Origin of the sequence: Klebsiella sp. A52 (genome assembly GCF_018388785.1) — a bacterium.
GTDB lineage: Bacteria > Pseudomonadota > Gammaproteobacteria > Enterobacterales > Enterobacteriaceae > Klebsiella > Klebsiella aerogenes.
On record NZ_CP074437.1, the window covers coordinates 1,463,732 to 1,482,991 of the forward strand.

General features: G+C 57.6%; 18 protein-coding genes. 6 read left to right on the top strand and 12 right to left on the bottom strand.

From position 1 onward, the window contains the following. Position 1: 1 nt before the first annotated feature. Positions 2-1,513, bottom strand: a complete 1,512-nt coding sequence (gene glpK, locus KGA69_RS06800) for a glycerol kinase GlpK (protein ID WP_015369131.1) — start codon at positions 1,511-1,513, stop codon at positions 2-4. Positions 1,514-1,534: 21 nt separating this feature from the next. After that, positions 1,535-2,383, bottom strand: a complete 849-nt coding sequence (locus KGA69_RS06805; RefSeq protein ID WP_015369132.1) for an MIP/aquaporin family protein — start codon at positions 2,381-2,383, stop codon at positions 1,535-1,537. 438 nt (positions 2,384-2,821) lie between these two features. On the opposite strand from KGA69_RS06805, the gene zapB reads away from it, so the two are divergent. The 4 genes from zapB to KGA69_RS06825 all read left to right on the top strand — a co-directional run bounded on the left by zapB (position 2,822) and on the right by KGA69_RS06825 (position 6,674). Then, positions 2,822-3,067, top strand: a complete 246-nt coding sequence (zapB, locus tag KGA69_RS06810; protein ID WP_020077673.1) for a septal ring assembly protein ZapB — start codon at positions 2,822-2,824, stop codon at positions 3,065-3,067. A gap of 151 nt (positions 3,068-3,218) precedes the next feature. Further along, on the top strand, positions 3,219-4,208 hold the full coding sequence (locus tag KGA69_RS06815; RefSeq protein WP_015369134.1) for a sulfate ABC transporter substrate-binding protein: 990 nt from the start codon (positions 3,219-3,221) through the stop codon (positions 4,206-4,208). Positions 4,209-4,540: 332 nt separating this feature from the next. Further along, positions 4,541-5,305, top strand: a complete 765-nt coding sequence (locus KGA69_RS06820; RefSeq protein ID WP_047047638.1) for a CDP-diacylglycerol diphosphatase — start codon at positions 4,541-4,543, stop codon at positions 5,303-5,305. A 64-nt stretch (positions 5,306-5,369) separates the two neighbouring features. After that, positions 5,370-6,674, top strand: a complete 1,305-nt coding sequence (locus tag KGA69_RS06825; RefSeq protein WP_015369136.1) for an SLC13 family permease — start codon at positions 5,370-5,372, stop codon at positions 6,672-6,674. A 98-nt stretch (positions 6,675-6,772) separates the two neighbouring features. On the opposite strand, the gene tpiA is transcribed toward KGA69_RS06825, so the two are convergent. Beyond that, positions 6,773-7,540 (bottom strand): triose-phosphate isomerase, encoded by a 768-nt coding sequence (gene tpiA / locus KGA69_RS06830; RefSeq protein WP_002922909.1) that lies wholly within the window; start codon positions 7,538-7,540, stop codon positions 6,773-6,775. 108 nt (positions 7,541-7,648) lie between these two features. After that, positions 7,649-8,248, bottom strand: coding sequence for a DUF1454 family protein (locus tag KGA69_RS06835; protein ID WP_015369137.1), 600 nt, complete (start codon positions 8,246-8,248; stop codon positions 7,649-7,651). 112 nt (positions 8,249-8,360) lie between these two features. Between KGA69_RS06835 and KGA69_RS06840 the strand changes: the two genes are divergently transcribed. After that, a complete protein-coding gene (locus KGA69_RS06840) occupies positions 8,361-8,789 on the top strand; it encodes a DUF805 domain-containing protein (RefSeq protein WP_045390577.1) in 429 nt (142 codons plus the stop codon). Here KGA69_RS06840 and fpr read toward each other — a convergent pair whose 3' ends face one another. From fpr to gmk, 7 genes are all read right to left on the bottom strand, one after another. Next, the gene (fpr, locus tag KGA69_RS06845) at positions 8,790-9,536 is read right to left on the bottom strand and encodes a ferredoxin--NADP(+) reductase (RefSeq protein WP_032709404.1); all 747 of its coding nucleotides are present in this window, start codon (positions 9,534-9,536) and stop codon (positions 8,790-8,792) included. Positions 9,537-9,631: 95 nt separating this feature from the next. Beyond that, positions 9,632-10,642 (bottom strand): class II fructose-bisphosphatase, encoded by a 1,011-nt coding sequence (gene glpX / locus KGA69_RS06850; RefSeq protein WP_045390580.1) that lies wholly within the window; start codon positions 10,640-10,642, stop codon positions 9,632-9,634. A 51-nt stretch (positions 10,643-10,693) separates the two neighbouring features. Then, positions 10,694-12,775 carry an ATP-dependent DNA helicase RecG gene (recG, locus tag KGA69_RS06855; RefSeq protein WP_020077678.1) on the bottom strand — a complete coding sequence of 694 codons (2,082 nt, stop codon included), beginning with the start codon at positions 12,773-12,775 and terminating at the stop codon, positions 10,694-10,696. Positions 12,776-12,780: 5 nt separating this feature from the next. Continuing rightward, positions 12,781-13,470 carry a tRNA (guanosine(18)-2'-O)-methyltransferase TrmH gene (gene trmH / locus KGA69_RS06860; protein ID WP_047047644.1) on the bottom strand — a complete coding sequence of 230 codons (690 nt, stop codon included), beginning with the start codon at positions 13,468-13,470 and terminating at the stop codon, positions 12,781-12,783. Positions 13,471-13,566: 96 nt separating this feature from the next. Beyond that, a complete protein-coding gene (gene spoT, locus KGA69_RS06865; RefSeq protein WP_015369143.1) occupies positions 13,567-15,687 on the bottom strand; it encodes a bifunctional GTP diphosphokinase/guanosine-3',5'-bis pyrophosphate 3'-pyrophosphohydrolase in 2,121 nt (706 codons plus the stop codon). A gap of 18 nt (positions 15,688-15,705) precedes the next feature. Next, a complete protein-coding gene (rpoZ, locus tag KGA69_RS06870; protein WP_000135058.1) occupies positions 15,706-15,981 on the bottom strand; it encodes a DNA-directed RNA polymerase subunit omega in 276 nt (91 codons plus the stop codon). Positions 15,982-16,035: 54 nt separating this feature from the next. Then, the gene (gene gmk, locus KGA69_RS06875) at positions 16,036-16,659 is read right to left on the bottom strand and encodes a guanylate kinase (RefSeq protein WP_015369144.1); all 624 of its coding nucleotides are present in this window, start codon (positions 16,657-16,659) and stop codon (positions 16,036-16,038) included. A 258-nt stretch (positions 16,660-16,917) separates the two neighbouring features. Between gmk and ligB the strand changes: the two genes are divergently transcribed. Continuing rightward, positions 16,918-18,591 carry an NAD-dependent DNA ligase LigB gene (gene ligB, locus KGA69_RS06880; protein WP_213292930.1) on the top strand — a complete coding sequence of 558 codons (1,674 nt, stop codon included), beginning with the start codon at positions 16,918-16,920 and terminating at the stop codon, positions 18,589-18,591. Positions 18,592-18,595: 4 nt separating this feature from the next. Here ligB and KGA69_RS06885 read toward each other — a convergent pair whose 3' ends face one another. Next, positions 18,596-19,213, bottom strand: coding sequence for a trimeric intracellular cation channel family protein (locus KGA69_RS06885; RefSeq protein WP_015703812.1), 618 nt, complete (start codon positions 19,211-19,213; stop codon positions 18,596-18,598). Between the last annotated feature and the right edge of the window lie 47 nt (positions 19,214-19,260).

Below are 19,260 nucleotides of genomic sequence, written 5' to 3' on the forward strand. Positions count from 1 at the left end.
CTTACGCTTCGTCGTGCTCTTCCCACGCTAACGCGCGTTTCACCGCTTTCTTCCAGCCGCTGTAGCGGAAATTACGCTCGGTGGTTTCAATACCCGGGCGGAATTCACGTTCAATCACCGCTTTCTCCTGCAGCTCGTCGAGGTTTTGCCAGAAGCCGACCGCCAGACCTGCCAGATAGGCGGCGCCCAGCGCCGTGACTTCACGCACTTCCGGGCGTTCCACGCGGGTGCCGAGAATATCGGACTGGAACTGCATCAGGAAGTTGTTGGCGACCGCGCCGCCGTCCACGCGCAGGGCGTGCAGACGAATACCGGAGTCGGCCTGCATCGCTTCCAGAACGTCACGCGTCTGATAGGCGATAGATTCCAGCGTGGCGCGGATAATATGGTTGGCGTTCACCCCGCGGGTCAGGCCGAAAATCGCGCCGCGGGCATACGGATCCCAGTACGGCGCGCCAAGACCGGTAAAGGCCGGCACCACATACACGCCGTTGGTGTCCTTCACCTTAGTGGCGAAGTATTCAGAATCGAAAGCATCGTTGATGAGTTTCATTTCATCACGCAGCCACTGAATCGACGCCCCGGCCATAAACACCGCGCCTTCCAGCGCGTAGTTCACTTCGCCGGTCGGGCCGCAGGCGATGGTGGTCAGCAGGCCGTGGGTTGAGGTCACCGCCTTTTCACCGGTGTTCATCAACATGAAGCAGCCGGTACCGTAGGTATTTTTCGCCATCCCTTCTTTCACGCACAGCTGGCCAAACAGCGCCGCCTGCTGGTCGCCGGCGATGCCGGAGATAGGAATACGGGTGCCGCCTTTGCCGCCGATGTTGGTCTGGCCGTACACTTCAGAAGACTTACGTACTTCCGGCAGCATGGCGCGCGGGATATCCAGCGCGTCGAGCATTTTGTCGTCCCAGTCCAGTTCATGGATGTTGAACAACATGGTACGCGAGGCGTTGGTGTAGTCGGTGACGTGCACGCGCCCCTGGGTCATTTTCCAGATAAGCCAGGTATCAACGGTACCGAACAGCAGCTCGCCGCGCTTGGCGCGCTCGCGGGCGCCTTCGACGTGGTCAAGGATCCACTTCACTTTGGTGCCGGAGAAGTACGGGTCCACCACCAGGCCGGTGGCTTTACGGATGTACTCTTCCATGCCGTCGCGCTTGAGCTGCTCGCAGATATCCGCGGTACGGCGACACTGCCAGACGATAGCGTTATAAATAGGCTTGCCGGTCTCACGCTCCCATACGATGGCGGTTTCACGCTGGTTGGTGATGCCGATGGCGGCAATTTCGTCGGAGTTGATGTCGGCTTTCGCCAACACTTCGACCAGCGTAGAGCTCTGCGAGGCCCAAATTTCCATCGGGTCGTGCTCAACCCAGCCTGGCTTCGGATAAATTTGTTCGAATTCACGCTGTGACACGCTGACGATATTGGCGTCGTGATCCATCACGACGGCGCGGGAGCTGGTAGTGCCCTGGTCGAGCGCAACGATATATTTTTTCTCGGTCATAATTGGTGTCCCGTAGTCAGATTACAGCGAAGCTTTTTGTTGCGACGCGGAAGAAGCGGATTCTTTTTCTTCCTCGACGCAGGTGTCGCAAGGCAGATGGCGGCCAATGAATTTGCGGTAGCTGAATGCGCCCAGCGCCGCGCCGACCACCGGTGCGCACAGCGGCACCAGGAAATAAGGAATATCTTTGCCGCCGGTGAAGGCGACGTTGCCCCAGCCTGCCAGCCAGGCGAAGGCTTTCGGTCCGATATCACGCGCCGGGTTCATCGCGAAGCCGGTCAGTGGGCCCATGGAGGCGCCGATAACAGCAATCAGCAGGCCAATCAGCAGCGGCGCCAGCGGGCCGCGCGGCACGCCGTTGCCGTCGTCGGTCAGTGCTAAAATCACGCCCATCAGAATAGCGGTAATCACCATTTCTACCGCGAAGGCCTGCACAAAATTGATATGCGGGTTAGGGTAGGTCGAGAAGATACCGGCGAGCTCAAGGCTTTCCACGCTGCCGCGTACCATGTTGTGGGTGTGTTCGAAATCGAAGAAAAGATTGTAATAAAGCCCGTAAACTAATGCCGCAGCGCAAAAGGCGCCGGCGAATTGCGAAATAATAAAAGGAACAACTTTGCGCCCATCAAAGCAGGCGAATAACCATAAGGCGATGGTGACTGCCGGATTAAGGTGTGCACCGGATACGCCCGCGGTCAGGTAGATAGCCATAGCCACCCCCAGACCCCAGATGATGCTGATTTCCCACTGACCGAAGCTGGCTCCTGCGACTTTGAGCGCAGCTACGCACCCAACGCCGAAAAAGATCAACAACCCGGTACCGAGAAACTCTGCGATGCACTGGCCTTTTAATGTTGATGTCTGGCTCATAATCGGATCCTGAAGCGAAGTGATTATTGTAAGTATGTTGGTCGCGGACGACCACGGTGCCTTGTAGGCATAGTGTTAATTTATCGTTAACGAGCATAAACGAGAAATATCGAAATTTAAATTTGTGTCCCTCGTCAAGAAAATGAGCGTTTTCGCGCCATAAACGCGTGTTGCGGCACATTTACCCACCTTTTTCTGCGTATTTTGTTATCTCATTGATTAACAATCGCCAGAGAAGTTCGGGGCAATTGCCGCGAACGCACCAGGTAAAGACTGAAAAGTGTTGCAAACCGCAATCTGCGCGGGTTGTCGCTGGACAGGTGAGGCGGGGATTCATACAATCGACGACAACACCGCTATTGTGCGCTAATTCGTTAAGGCGGGACCGCGTATACGAAACACGAGTTTCTATCAACGCCTTGCAAGATCAGGAGAGGTATGACGATGTCATTAGAAGTGTTTGAGAAATTAGAATCAAAAGTTCAGCAGGCGATTGATACCATCACTCTGTTGCAGATGGAAATCGAAGAGCTGAAAGAAAAGAACACCACGCTGGCGCAGGAAGTGCAGAGCGCGCAGCACGGCCGTGAAGAGCTGGAGCGTGAAAATAGCCAGCTGAGAGAACAACAGCAGGGCTGGCAGGATCGTCTGCAGGCGCTGCTGGGTCGCATGGAAGAAGTCTAATCGCTTCCCGCCCCTTCCCGCCCGGGAGGGGGTTTTCTCTATCCCCCGCTTTATATCTCCAGGTTATAGCCAATCTTTTTTTATTCTTTAATCATTGATTCGCTTTCTGGCAGGCTAAGTTCATCACAACACACATAAAGAGAGCGGTGCGATGAATAAGTGGGGCGTAGGGTTAACTCTGTTGCTGGCATCCGCCAGCGTGCTGGCAAAAGATTATCAGCTGTTGAACGTCTCGTACGATCCGACGCGCGAGCTGTACGAACAGTACAATAAAGCGTTTAGCGCGCACTGGAAGCAGGAAACCGGCGATAACGTGGTGATCCGTCAGTCGCACGGCGGCTCCGGCAAACAGGCGACGTCGGTTATCAACGGGATTGAAGCGGATGTCGTCACCCTGGCGCTGGCCTACGACGTAGACGCCATTGCCGAACGCGGTCGTATCGATAAAAACTGGCTGAAACGCCTGCCGGATAACTCCGCGCCGTATACCTCAACCATCGTGTTCCTCGTCCGTAAGGGCAACCCAAAACAGATCCATGACTGGAACGACCTGATTAAACCAGGCGTATCGGTCATCACCCCGAACCCGAAAAGCTCCGGCGGCGCCCGCTGGAACTATCTGGCGGCCTGGGGCTATGCCCTGCATCAGAATCACGGCGATCAGGCTAAAGCGCAGGAGTTCGTGAAGGCGCTGTATAAAAACGTGGAAGTGCTGGATTCCGGCGCGCGTGGTTCCACCAACACCTTCGTGGAACGCGGGATCGGCGACGTGCTGATTGCCTGGGAGAACGAAGCGCTGCTGGCGACGAAAGAGCTGGGCAAGGACAAGTTTGAAATCGTGACGCCGAGCGAGTCCATTCTGGCCGAGCCGACGGTTTCCGTCGTCGATAAAGTGGTGGATAAGAAAGGCACACGTCAGGTGGCGGAAGCGTACCTGAAGTATCTCTACTCGCCGGAAGGCCAGGAGATTGCGGCGAAGAATTTCTATCGTCCGCGCGATCCTGATGTGGCGAAGAAATATGCCAACGAGTTCCCGAAACTGAAGCTGTTTACCATCGATCAGGAGTTCGGCGGCTGGACGAAAGCGCAGAAGGAGCACTTCTCCAACGGCGGTACCTTCGACCAGATTAGCCAGCGTTAATCCTCTTGTCCCTGCTGGCGCTACGCTTAGCAGGGCTACTATTCTGCGCCGTCCGGTAGCCCGGGTAAGGCGCCAGCCGCTACCCGGAAGTCCCTGCTGGCGCTACGCTTAGCAGGGCTACAGTTCTGCGCCGTCCGGTAGTCCGGGTAAGGCGCCAGCCGCTACCCGGGAGTCCCTGCTTGCGCTACGTTAAGCAGAGCTACAGTTCTGCGTCGTCCGGTAGCCCGGTAAGGCGCCAGCCGTTACCCGGGATAACTCCTCGCCGACCATCTGTTTTCATTTAGTCATCAAATTACGTTACTCTTCCGGTTCAGGCTTAACAGGGAACGATAATGAGAAGAGTAAGATACTTTTTATGGGCGCTGCTGGTGGTTATTCTGGCGGCTTTGGCCGGCGGCTACTATTGGCTGCATTCCGGCAACCCGAACGCGTTACGTCATATTGTCCTGCAGCAGTGCGTACCCAATCAGCAGCAACATCAGAACCCGTCGCCGTGCGCGGAAGTGAACCTGAAAGGCGGCTACGTATTGTTTAAAGATCGCAACGGCCCGCTGCAATATCTGCTAATGCCGACCTACCGTATTAACGGTACCGAAAGTCCGCTGTTGTTGGATCCGCTAACGCCGAATTTCTTCTGGCAGGCCTGGCAGGGGCGCGAAATTATGAGCCAGCGCCGCGGCGCGCCAATTGATGATAACGCGGTATCGCTGGCGATTAACTCGCGCAGCGGGCGCACGCAAAACCACTTCCATATTCATATCTCCTGCCTGCGTCCCGATGTCCGCGCGCAGTTAGATAATGATGCGGCGACGATTAGCAGCCGCTGGCTACCCTTGCCGGGCGGTCTGCAGGGCCATCAATATCTGGCGCGTCGGGTAACGGAAACCGAGCTGGCTCAGCGCAGCCCGTTCCTGATGCTGGCGGAAGAGGTACCGGAAGCGCGCGAACATATGGGGCGTTATGCGTTAGCGATGGCGCGGCAAAGCGACGGCTCGCTGGTGCTGTTGGCGACAGAGCGTAACCTGCTGACTCTCAACCGTGCTTCGGCGGAAGAAATTCAGGATCATAGCTGCGCAATTCTTAACGCAAACCACTAGTTCTGGCGTTTACCTGTCTTTCCTGTCGTCGTATTCTTGCTGAAAAAAACGACAGGAGACAGGCATGTCGCTCTGGCTAACCCACCCGCTGTTCCTCCCTTCGCTGATCGTCGGCATCACCATTGTGCTCTGGGCGACTTCGCTGTTACCGGAATTTATCACCGCGCTGCTGTTCTTCGCGGCGGCGATGATGACCAAAATCGCTCCGCCGGAGGTGATCTTCGGCGGTTTTGCTTCCTCGGCGTTCTGGCTGGTGTTCAGCGGCTTTGTGTTGGGGATCGCCATTCGAAAAACCGGACTGGCGGATAGAGCGGCGCAGGCGCTATCGGCGCGGCTCACCGACTCCTGGCCGCGGATGGTCGGCAGCGTGGTATTACTGAGTTATGCGTTGGCGTTCGTGATGCCATCAAATATGGGGCGCATCGCGCTGTTAATGCCGATCGTGGCGGCGATGGCCCGGCGCGCGGGGATAGCCGACGGCACGCGCGGCTGGTACGGCCTGGCGCTGGCGGTGGGCTTTGGCACCTTCCAGCTATCTGCGACCATTTTGCCCGCTAACGTGCCGAATCTGGTGATGAGCGGCGCGGCGGAAGGCTCTTACGGGATCCATCTGAATTACGTTCCCTATTTACTGCTGCATACGCCGGTACTTGGCTGGCTGAAAGGGGCGGTGCTGGTGGCGCTGATCTGCTGGCTGTTTCCCGGCAAACCGCATCCGCCGCGCGAGCTGGCGCCGCTGGCGCCTATGAGCCGCGACGAAAAGCGTCTGGCGTGGCTGCTGGCGGTGGTGTTGACGTTATGGGTGACAGAGAGCTGGCACGGCGTCGGCCCGGCGTGGACCGGCCTGGCGGCGGCGGTGGTCACGCTGCTGCCGCGAGTGGGATTTATCAGCGGCGAGGAGTTCGCCAGCGGGGTGAATATGCGCACCTGCATTTATGTTGCCGGCATTTTGGGACTGGCGATTACCGTGACCCAAACCGGGATTGGCGGCGCGGTGGGTAACGCGCTGCTGCAGGTGATGCCGCTGGATAAAGATAATCCGTTCACCAGCTTCCTGGCGCTGACCGGAATTACCAGCGCGCTGAATTTTATTATGACCGCCAACGGCGTCCCGGCGCTGTATACGACTTTTGCGCAGAGCTTTGCCGACGCGACCGGCTTTCCGCTGCTGAGCGTGATTATGATTCAGGTGCTGGGTTATTCCACGCCGCTGCTGCCGTACCAGGCGTCGCCGATCGTGGTGGCGATGGGATTAGGTAAAGTCCCGGCGAGAGCGGGGATGTTGCTATGTCTGGCGCTGGCGGCGGTGAGCTATTTGATTTTGCTGCCGCTGGATTACGCGTGGTATCAGCTATTGGGGAAATTGTAGCGATAATATAAAACCCGGCTCGCGCTGCGCTAAGCCGGGTTATGACTCGTGCGAATTTGTCAGCAACTCCGGCGGCGTTTCACCACCGGGAAAGCGAATTACGCTTTTTTCGCCGCTTCTGCAGCTTTAACGATCACCGCGAAAGCGTCTGCTTTCAGGGATGCGCCGCCAACCAGCGCGCCGTCGATGTCCGGCTGGGTGAACAGCTCTGCGGCGTTGCCAGCGTTAACGGAACCGCCGTACTGGATGATGACCTGCTCAGCGATTTTAGCGTCAGCTTTAGCAATGTGGTCACGGATGAATTTGTGTACCGCCTGAGCCTGCGCTGGGGTAGCGGATTTACCGGTACCGATAGCCCATACTGGTTCGTACGCGATAACCACGCCTTCAAAAGCGGCTGCGCCCTGAGTTTTCAGAACCGCGTCGATCTGACGTGCGCAAACTTCTTCAGTTTTGCCCGCTTCGTTTTCAGCTTCGGTTTCACCGATGCACAGAACCGGCGTCAGGCCCTGCTCTTTCAGTACAGCGAATTTCTTCGCGATCAGTTCGTCAGATTCTTTGTGGTAGGTACGGCGTTCGGAGTGGCCGATGATGATGTACTGCGCGCCGATATCTTTCAGCATTTCGGCGGAGGTTTCACCGGTGAATGCGCCGGACAGGTTCACGTCAACGTTCTGCGCGCCCAGGTGAATGTGGCTGCCTTCTGCCGCACGCTTAGCCAGGTCGAGATACATTTCCGGCGGCGCGATTGCCACTGCACAGCCGCTTACGCCGGCCAGTTCAGTACGCAGGTTAGCAACCAGTTCGTTTACCATGTGGCGGCTGCCGTTCAGTTTCCAGTTACCCATCACTAAAGGATGTCGCATTTTAATTCTCCACGCTACTAAGCGAATTAAGGAATATAGCCGCCCCAGAGGGCAGCATGGTCTGTGAAACAGTATAGAGACTCGTCACTGGAAAGGCTTTGCTTTTTGTCATTTATTGTTGTCTTCCAGCGTTTCAGATAGCGCCAGCTTAATCGGTTCAATGGCGAAAGTTAGCCCTTTTTCCCCGTGATCTGCCACTACATAGCGCACCGCGCCTTCGGTTTCGGTGTAGTAGCGTTTGCCTTTGCCGGCGGTCAGCAGTTTTTGCAGCTTTTGCTGGCTCTGCAGTGGACTTAGCGTCGGTACAAAAGCGCGAAGAATAGCGCTCATATACTCCTGCGCTTTCGCTTTCGCCGCTTTTTGCTCCGGCCCCTGAATCGGCAGCCAGGTTATCTGCATCGATTTAATCTTTAGCGTACCGCGCTCCAGCGCGGTAGAGGCATACAGATTCTCGTTAATCTTGGTGGCGGCGCGGGTCAGGTTGGCTTTATCGCGGCTGGAGGCGATAGAACGAAACTCGTTAAGCGGCAGTTTCGGATTATCGGCATTAAATTTCTCGCGGAACTCGCTGATGCTGACATCAAAAATCGGCGCGCTGGGTAAAAGATAGGGGGCGGTGGCGGCGGATTCCGTTTCTGCGGACAACGCCATCGGGCCGACAGATAACGCTGTCAGCCCAATCAAACTTAAGATTGCCCACTTCTTCATGCCCATCTTTCCTTTTTTTGCCTGCCGACGATTAAAACGGGAACCGTCACGCTTGTCAAAAAGTGACGCCTTCAGGGTAAACTACGCGAATGATGATGATAAGGAATAAAACATGACCCTACAGCAGTGGTTATTCTCAATTAAAGGCCGTATTGGCCGCCGGGATTTCTGGATTTGGATCGTTATCTGGGTGTTGACCATGAGCGCGCTGTTTACCCTCGCGGGCAGCAATTTGCTGAGTTTGCAGACCGCGGCGTTTATTCTCGTCTGCCTGCTCTGGCCGACGGCGGCGGTAGTGGTGAAGCGTCTGCACGATCGCGGGAGATCCGGCCTCTGGGCGCTGCTGATGATTCTGGCGTGGATGCTGCTGGCGGGCAACTGGGCGATGTTGCCGCAGGTCTGGCAGTGGGGCGTCGGGCGCTTTGTACCGACGCTGATTATCGTCATGATGTTGATCGACCTGGGCGCGTTTGTCGGCACCCAGGGCGAAAATAAGTTTGGCAAAGAGACGCAGGATGTCCGCTGGAAAGCGGACGTCTGATTACCAGTAGTGCTCTGCCGTCATATGGCCCGGTCGGCGACGCAGATGTTTGGTCATCTGCCGGGTCTCTTTCAGCAACTGCTGGGTATCACGCACCATCTGCGGGTTGCCGCACAGCATCACGTGGCTGGTATCGGCGGTCATCGGCAGGCCGACCGCCTCTTCCAGCGCGCCGGTTTCAATCAGGAACGGCACCCGGCCCGTCAGCGAACCTTCCGCTGTCTCGCGGCTGACCACGGTCTGGATACGTAATTTGCCGGCATAGCGCTGCTCCAGCTCGCGCATTTGCGGTAAATAGCTGAGGTCGGCGGCATAGCGCGCCGCATGCACCAGCACCAGATTCTTGAAGCGATCCAGGTCTTTCCCTTCTTCCAGAATCGACAGATAGGGGCCGATCGCCGTACCGGTGGCGAGCATCCACAACGTGTCGCAGTCCGGCACCTCTTCCAGCACGAAGAAACCGGCGGCTTCGCTGACAATCTGAACGTCGTCGCCGGGTTTCAGCGCGGCCAGTCGCGGGCTGAGTTTACCCTCCGGAACGGTGACCAGGTAGAACTCGAGATCGGGATTGCTGGGGGCGTTGACGTAGGAGTAGGCGCGCTGCACGCGCTCGCCGTCAACATCCAGGCCCAGTTTAGCAAACTGCCCTGCGGTGAACGGCTCAACGGGCGCGTGAATGGTGAGGCTAAACAGTGCATCGGTCCAGTTTTGCACTTTTACAACTTTACCTGTAACCCAGTTTGCCATTGCGTCTCTCCTTTCAATCTCGTCAGTCTATCTTCACCGCGACGGGAGAAGATTTCCAGCCCGAAAAAGCTGGAAAGCTCGATTGATCAAATGTTTTACAGGATGTGTTGCTGGACGTCCGGGTCTTTTCGGTCGAGGTAATGAATCGACTGAATACGGCGGATAGTCCGCGATTTACCGCGGATCAGCAGCGTTTCAGTAGTCGCCATATTGCCCTTGCGGGTAATGCCGTCCAGTAGATCGCCTTTGGTAATCCCGGTGGCGGAGAAGATGACGTTATCGCTGCGCGCCATTTCATCAAGACGCAGCACTTTGCCCGCTTCGATGCCCATGGTTTTGCAGCGCGCCAGTTCGTTTTCACCGATACGGCGGTTCTCTTCGCTGTCGCCCTTCACGTGGTGACGAGCCAGCAGGCGGCCCTGCATATCGCCGTCCAGCGCGCGGATCACCGCCGCCGAAACCACGCCTTCCGGCGCGCCGCCGATGCCGTACAGCACGTCGACTTCGCTATCCGGCATGCAGGTAAGGATAGAGGCCGCCACGTCGCCATCGGGGATCGCGAACACGCGCACGCCCAACTGCTGCAGTTGCGCAATGACCGCGTCGTGGCGGGGTTTCGCCAGCACGGTTACGGTCAGTTCAGCGAGCGGTTTATTCAACGCGCGGGCGATGTTGCGCAAATTATCTTCCAGCGGCAGATTGAGATCGATAGCGCCTTTAGCGCCGGGGCCGACAATCAGCTTTTCCATATACATATCCGGCGCGTTGAGGAAGCAGCCTTTATCGCCGACCGCCATCACTGCCAGCGCGTTGGCCTGGCCCATGGCCGTCATGCGGGTGCCTTCAATTGGGTCGACGGCGATATCTACCGCGTCGCCTTTGCCGGTACCCACTTTTTCGCCGATATAGAGCATCGGCGCTTCATCGATTTCGCCCTCGCCGATGACGATGGTGCCGTCGATATTGACGAGGTTAAGCATAATGCGCATGGCGTTAACCGCTGCGCCGTCGGCGGTATTTTTATCGCCGCGGCCCAGCCATTTATAGCCCGCCAGCGCGGCGGCTTCGGTGACACGCGAAAATTCGATGGCCAGTTCTCGTTTCATAATCCACTCATTGTGTAGAAAAGTTGCCCGTAGCGCGGCAAAAAGGACGCGCTACGCGTTGGAATAGCGTTCGGTTTCCGGCATCCAGCGCTCAATCAGCGCCTGCGCCTGCAGCGGATAGCGTTCGTGAATATGGCGAGCAATGCGCTGAACCTCGGGGATCATGGCCTGATCGCGCAGCAAGTCCGCTACTTTAAATTCGGCGTTGCCGGTCTGGCGGGTGCCGAGAAGCTCGCCGGGGCCGCGGATTTCAAGGTCTTTCTGGGCGATGACGAAACCGTCGTTGCTGTCGCGCAGCACCTGCAGGCGCTTCTGCGCCGTTTTGGAGAGCGGCGATTTATAGAGTAGCACGCAGTGGGAGGCGACGGCGCCGCGCCCGACGCGCCCGCGTAGCTGGTGCAGCTGCGCCAGACCCAGACGCTCCGGGTTTTCGATAATCATCAGGCTTGAGTTAGGGACGTCAACGCCGACTTCAATCACCGTGGTGGCGACCAGCAGGTGCATCTCGCCCTGCTTGAAGGCCTGCATCACGGCCTGTTTCTCCGCTGGTTTCATTCGCCCGTGAACGAGACCGATGTTAAGTTCCGGCAGCGCCAGCTTGAGCTCTTCCCAGGTGGCTTCCGCCGCCTGGGCTTCCAGCAGATCGGACTCTTCAATCAGTGTACAGACCCAATAGGCCTGGCGACCTTCCTGGGTGCAGGCGTTGCGCACGCGGTCGATAATGTCGCTGCGGCGCGTATCCGGGATAGCGACGGTAGTGACCGGGGTACGGCCCGGCGGCAGCTCGTCGATAACCGAGGTATCGAGATCGGCATAGGCGGTCATCGCCAGGGTGCGCGGGATAGGCGTCGCGGTCATGATCAGCTGATGCGGGTGGAAGCCCTGCTGCTGGCCCTTTTCCCACAGCGCCAGGCGTTGATGAACGCCAAAGCGATGTTGTTCGTCGATAATCACCAGCGCCAGGCCGTTAAACTGTACCTGCTCCTGGAAAATGGCGTGGGTGCCGACAATCATCTGCACTTCGCCGTTGGCAATGGCTTCCTGCTGCGCCTGGCGCGCTTTGCCTTTCTGTTTGCCAGCCAGCCAGCCGACTTCAATGCCCAGCGGCGCGAACCAGCTGCGGAAATTATTGGCGTGCTGCTCGGCCAGCAGTTCGGTCGGCGCCATCAGCGCCACCTGCTTACCATGGGCGATAGCGCGCAGGGCGGCCAGCGCGGCGACCAGCGTTTTACCAGATCCGACGTCGCCCTGCACCAGGCGCATCATCGGCACGTCCAGCGCCATATCGCGCTCGATCTCCGCGGTGACGCGCGCCTGCGCGCCCGTTGGTTTAAAGGGTAGAGAAGCCAGAAGCTGGGTTTTCAGCGTGTCGTTGGCGCTGAGCGGCAGCGCATGGTAGCGCTGGGCGCCGGCGCGGAGCGCCAGCATGCTGAGATTATGCGCCAGCAACTCTTCCAGGATAAGACGCTGCTGTGCCGGATGTTTACCGCTCTCCAGCTCGCTGAGCTGTAGCGACGGCGGCGGGCGGTGCAGCGTACGCAGCGCCTCCGGCAGACTCATCATCCCCTGCGCCAGCTCCGGCGGCAGCAGTTCGCTAATCGCGCAGGTTTCCAGCAGCTCAAGCGCCTGATCGGTGAGTTTGCGCAGCGTCGCCTGCTTAATGCCTTCAGTGGTCGGGTAGACTGGAGTCAGGGTTTCCTGCAGCTCCGGGGTGCTCATATCGCCCTGCACGCGATATTCCGGGTGGATCATCTCGGCGCCGAACTTGCCGCGTTTAGCTTCGCCGTAGGCCAGCACGCGACGACCGGTCGCCAGGCTGTTTTTCATCGCCGCATTGAAGTTGAAAAAACGCATGGTCAGGATGCCGGAGCCGTCGCTGATTTGACAGGTCATCATCCGGCGGCCGCCGAAGGTGATATTGCTGTTGAGCACTTCACCCTCTACGGTTGCGTAGACGCCCGGCAGCAGTTCGCCGATTTGGTACAGGTGAGTCCGGTCTTCATAGCGTAGCGGCAGGTGTAGTAGCAGGTCCTGAACCGTATGCAGACCGATTTTCGCCAGTTTGCTGCTCTGTGCGGCGCCAACGCCGGTCAGCGAGTTGAGCGGTACGGCATCTAACAGGCGGCCTGACATCGGATTTACCTCGCCGCCTGCATCGTTGCCCACCACTCGGCATCGGCTTCGACTTCGCCCTGCTCGTTGACGTGGGGATAAGGCAGACCTTTTTGCCTGGCGACGCGTGCCAGCACCGGGTACCCGCCTTCAAATAGCAGCCGCTGCTGCTCTTCAGGCGGCAGCATGCTATTGGCGCGTTGGTACATTCCGGCGTTCTGCCGCTGACGCTGCGCTTCGTAAAGGATCAGCGCGGAGGCGACGGAGACGTTCAGCGACTGCACCATACCGACCATTGGAATAATGATGTCCTGGTCTGCCAGCGCCAGCGCTTCCTGGGTGATGCCGGTTTTCTCCTGGCCCATCAGGATGCAGGTCGGGCGCGTATAGTCGATTTCGCGAAAATCGATGGCTTTGTCGGAAAGGTGCGTCGCGAGGATTTGCATGCCCCGGCCTTTTAAGTGGCTGACGGCATCGCCGATCGTGCGGTGTGTTTTCACCTGCACCCAACTATTGCTGCCGGCGGCGGCAGAGGCCATGGTGCGCATACGACTGCCAGGCCAGATGGCGTGTACTTCGTGTACGCCGATGGCGTCTGCGGTGCGGATGACCGCAGAGACGTTATGGGGTTTATGGACCTGCTCCATGCAGACCGTCAGATCAGGCTGACGCCTGGCGAGCATCTCGCAGATACGCGCATAACGCTGTGAATTCATTCTACTTAATCCTTCGAACTGCCTCGGCGTTAGCTGCACTCACTCACCCCAGTCACGTACTTCAGTACCTTCCTGGGGATTCGATTTTTGTAAAAGCTAATTTCGGTTACGAGTGACTTTAATCACGTCCGGCATGACGCGAATTTTGCGCATGATATTCGCCAGATGCACGCGGTCGCGCGCGGTCAGGCGGATAAAGGCGCTGTATACGCGGCCATCTTTTTCTTCCGTATTCAGGCTCTGAATATTGGAAGACGCGGTGTTGATTGCGGCCGTCAGGTTAGCCAGCGCGCCCTGGTGGTTGAACATATCCACCTTAATTTCGGCGATAAATTCCTGCGCAGTTTCTTTATCCCATTCGACCGCCATAAACTTCTCAGGCTCTTTCTGGTAGCCGCGGATGTTACGACAGGATTCATGGTGGATAACCAACCCTTTGCCTGGGCTGACGTGGGCGATGATCGGATCGCCCGGAATCGGACGACAGCACTTGGCGAAAGTAATCAGCACGCCATCGGCGCCCTTGATCGGCAGATGGCCGTGATTCGACGCGTTGGCCGGCACCGGTGCGGCAGAGGCTTCGCCCTGCTGCAGGTTTTTCGCCACCACCACGCTCATTGCGTTACCGAGACCGATTTCCGCCAGCAGATCGTCAAGCGTGGCAAGCTTCATGCGGTCAAGTTCGCGCTGGATGTTCTCCGGCGGGATTTCTGCCAGCTTGCGGCTGCCGCCTAACGCGTGGTTGAGCAATCGGCGGCCAAGGCTGACGGAATCGTCGCGCTTAAGGTTCTTCAGCAGTTGGCGGATCTTGGCGCGCGCTTTCGAGCTGACGACAAAGTTCAGCCATGCGGCATTCGGACGCGCGCCCGGCGCGGTAATGATTTCGACAGTCTGGCCGCTGGAGAGCGGCTGCGACAGCGGATAGGGCTGACGGTCGACGCGCGCGCCGACGCAGGCATGGCCGATATCGGTATGCACCGCGTAGGCGAAGTCCACCGGCGTGGCGCCGGCAGGCAGTTCGACAATGCGCCCTTCCGGGGTGAAAACGTAAATCTCATCCGGGAACAGATCGGATTTAACGCTCTCGATAAATTCAAACGAGCTACCGGCGCTCTGCTGCAGTTCCAGCAGGCTTTGCATCCAGCGCTGAGCGCGGATTTGCGCGGTCGTGCTGCTTTCGCCCCCGTGCTCTTTATAAGCCCAGTGCGCCGCAACCCCCATCTCCGCCATCTGATCCATATCTTCGGTACGGATTTGTACCTCGACCGGGACGCCGTGGGGGCCAATCATCGAGGTGTGCAAAGATTGATAGCCGTTCGCTTTCGGAATGGCGATGTAATCTTTGAAACGACCTGGACGCGGCTTGTAGAGGCTGTGCATTTGGCCCAGCACGCGATAGCAGATATCGGGATCGTGAACGATAACGCGGAAGGCGTAGATGTCCATAATCGAGTGAAAACGCTGCTCTTTGAGCACCATTTTGCAGTAAATAGAGTACAGATGCTTTTCGCGACCGCTAACGCGGCAGGGGATCCCCGCTTCCTGTAAACGCCCTTCGATCTCAGAGAGGATTTTCTGAATCATCTCTTTTCGGTTGCCGCGCGCCGCTTTGACCACTTCTTTAATGACGCGGTAGCGGTTAGGGTACAGCGCTTCAAAGCCCAGCTCTTCGAGCTCGGTTTTAATGTGATGGATACCTAAACGGTGCGCCAGAGGGCTATAAATTTCCAGCGTTTCGCGGGCGATGCGACGGCGTTTATCCGGGCGTAGCGAGCCCAGGGTGCGCATGTTGTGGGTGCGGTCGGCAAGCTTGATGAGGATGACGCGGATATCCTGCACCATCGCCATGATCATTTTGCGGAAGTTTTCGGCTTGCGCCTCTTTCTTATCGCGGAACTTGAGCTTATCAAGTTTCGACACCCCCTCTACCAGTTCGGCGACGCTTTTACCAAAAAGCTGTTCCATGTCCTGGTAGGTGGCAGGGGTATCTTCAATCACATCATGCAGCAGCGCGGCCATCAGCGTTTCGTAGTCGAGTTTCATCTCGGCCAGAATGCAGGCCACCGCTACCGGGTGCGTGATATAGGGTTCACCGCTTGAACGTGTCTGACCCTCGTGAGCGTCACGTGCAACGAGATACGCCTGCCGAAGGCGCTTGATTTGCTCTTCCGGCAGGTAGTTTTGAATCAGCTGATTCAGGCTTTCAAACAGATACAAGGGCGACCCGCTGTGTGATTAACGACGACCTTCAGCAATCGCGGTAACGGCTTGTAATTCAGCGGCTTCCTGCTCTTGCTGTTCCTGGCGCTCACGTACGTCGAGGATCTGGTTGTTGATCAGACCTTCTTCGATTTCGCGCAGTGCGATAACGGTGGTTTTATCGTTTTCTTCCGGTACCAGCGGATCCTTTCCGCCTACCTGCATCTGACGAGCGCGACGCGCGGCGACCAGTACCAGGTCAAAACGGTTACCAATTTTCTCTACAGCGTCCTGAACAGTTACGCGTGCCATACTTAAAATGCTCCACAGGTGAAGAAATGACTGGGCATGATACTGAATGTGGGTTCAGTCTGCCAATAGTTTGGTGATTAAAGCGCCATGTCGCTGCTTTTGGCGGCTCATGCGCAGACGTTCAGCGCGGATAATGTTTTTCAGATCGCCTAAAGCGGTATCAAAATCATCATTCACAATAAGGTAATCATATTCCGCGTAATGGCTCATTTCTGCAACTGCCTGCGCCATACGTTTTGCGATGACTTCTTCGCTGTCCTGGCCGCGGCCGCGCAGGCGGCGGTCAAGTTCGTCTTTTGACGGCGGCAGAATAAAGATGCTGCGCGCGCCGGGCATTTTATTACGGATTTGTTGGGCGCCCTGCCAGTCGATATCAAGAAAAACATCAACGCCGGTCGCCAGGACCTGCTCGATAGCTTCACGAGAGGTCCCGTAATAATTGCCAAAAACCTCAGCGTGCTCAAGGAAAGCGTCTTCGCTAATCATCGACCTGAATTTATCGTGATCGACAAAGAAATAGTGTTCACCGTGAACTTCGCCCGGGCGCGGATTGCGCGTGGTATGCGAAACAGAAACCTGGGAATCGTACAACGGTTGGGTTTTCAATAAAGCCTGAATCAGGCTGGATTTACCCGCGCCGCTAGGGGCGGAAACAATATAAAGCGTGCCTTGAGCCATGAGTGTCTTTTGTATGTGATTGTCGAAAGAGATCCTACATACGAGCCTATTATACACGCCGCCGCCGCGTGACGCAGTCATTGTCACACTTTTTGCCGCTGTTTCTTTCATTTTGCCTGCCGCTTTCCTGATTTCTTAAGCAGTTGCAGCAACAAGGTGTAAATCCTGGAAAGCCGCTCGCAACGTAATGATTTGCCTGTCGCCGCGGCTTCGGTCTTTAGCGCACGATGCCGCAAGGTAGAACAAGGAGGTAAAGGCATGTGCAGATGGCTGATAGCGACAGCGTTATGGATGGCGGCGGCAATGGCAACGGCGGCCTGCCCGGCGTGGTCTTTGCAACAAGCCGGGCAGGAGATAGATCGCCTGAGCCAGCAGATTGCCGACTGGAAAGCGGCCTACTGGCAGCAGGGCCGCAGCGAGGTCAGCGACGAGGTCTACGACATGCTATCTGCCCGGTTGGCGCAGTGGCGGCGCTGCTTCGGTCAGGAGACGCCTGAAGACGAGCTGCCGCCGCCGCGCGGCGAAGTCAAACATCCCATCGCGCATACCGGCGTGCGTAAACTGCCTGATGCCGCAAGCGTCGGCCGCTGGATGCGCGAGAAACCCAATGTGTGGGTACAGCCGAAAGTTGACGGGGTGGCGGTAACGCTGGTTTATCGCGGGGGGAGGTTAATACAGGCGATTAGCCGCGGCGACGGTCTGGCGGGGGAAGACTGGACGGTAAAAGTGCGCCGGATCCCCGGCCTACCGCAAACTACCGCAGGAGCGCTGGCAAATAGCGTGCTACAGGGCGAGATTTTTCAGCTGCAAGAGGGGCACATACAAAAACAGGCGGGCGGTATGAATTCACGGGCGAAAGTCGCCGGGATACTGATGCGCAAAGCGCCATCGGCAACGCTGAATACGCTGGGGGTGTTTATCTGGGCCTGGCCCGACGGTCCGGCCCGGATGTCCACCCGCCTGGCGCTGCTTGCCGACGGCGGGTTTCCTCTGGCGCAGCGCTATTCCCATCCGGTGAAAGACTGGCAGGAGACCGCCGTCTGGCGCGAGCGCTGGTTCGCCTCGCCGCTGCCCTTTGTCACCGATGGCATTGTGATCCGTGCGGAAAAAGAACCAGCCGGGGGCCGTTGGCTTCCAGGACAGGGACACTGGGTGGCGGCCTGGAAATATCAGCCGTTTTCGCAGGTGGCGGAAGTGACCACAATCCAGTTCACTGTCGGGCGCAGCGGCAAGATAGCCGTTGTGGCGCATCTCGAACCGGTAAAACTGGACGATAAACTGGTGCGTCGGGTCAATATTGGCTCGGTGGCCCGCTGGCGGCAGTTAGACATCGTCGCCGGAGACCAGGTGCTAATAAGCCTGGCTGGACAGGGGATCCCGCGTCTGGATAGCGTGGTCTGGCGGGCCAGCCACCGCGATGCGCCACAACCGCCTTCGCCCCGTTTTCATTCCTTAACCTGTTATTTTGCGTCGTCCGAGTGCGCCGGGCAGTTTCTCTCCCGGCTTGTTTGGCTATCGTCTAAGCCAGTTCTGGATATGGGGGGAGCAGGAGAGGCGCTATGGCGCACGCTAATAGACGATCGCCGCATGGCACATCTGTTTTCATGGCTGGCTTTGACGCCTGAACAACTACAGAGCGTGCCAGGCATTACCAGCAAGCGTGGCCTGCGGCTGTGGCATCAGTTCAATTTGACCCGCGAGCAGCCGTTTATTCGTTGGGTGCTGGCGCTGGGGGTACCGATACCTCAGTCCGCGCAAGCGAGCGTTGCGTCAGAAAACTGGCAGCAATTGCAGGAGCGCAATGAGTCCCAGTGGCGGCAATTACCGGGGGTGGGGCAGGAAAGGGCGCGTCAGCTGGTCGCCTTTTTGCAAAACCCGGATATTGCCGCGCTGGCGCAGTGGCTCAACGGGCAACATATCCCGGGTTTTTGAGGAATCAATGTGCGTCGTGCTTGTAGTAGAAGACCGGCAGGCCGAGCTTCCAGCGCAGGGCGAGCATACGCGCGGTAAAGCCGAAGAGCAGCGTGGCGATGACCACGACGTCGTGGCTGCTGACGTAGTGCTGTAAGGCGATATAGAGCACCGCGGCGGCAAAAGAGATGCCAGCGTACAGTTCTTTCTGAAACACCAGCGGGATACGTTTACAGAACATATCGCGCAGCACGCCGCCAAAGACGCCGGTGATCACGGCGGCAATAGACGCGATTATCGGTCCTTCGCCCATATCCAGCGCGATTTGCGCGCCAATAATCGAGAATACAATCAGGCCCAGGGCATCCAGCACCAGAAACAGGCGGCGCAGGTGCGGCATTACCGGCGCGGCGATGGTAGTGAGAACGGCGGCAACCGCCACAATGATGACGTATTCCGGGTGCTTCACCCAACCGAGCGGATAATGGCCGAGCAGGATATCACGCACGGATCCCCCGCCGAGCGCGGTGGCGGTAGCGATAATAATCACCCCAAAAGTGTCCATCCGGCGACGCCCGGCCGCTAAGGCGCCGGTCATCGCTTCCGCCGTAATACCAATCAGATAAAGAACATGAAGCAGCATAAATCCCCCACAATGATGGGCAAAGGGTAGCGATTTGTGCGACAGAT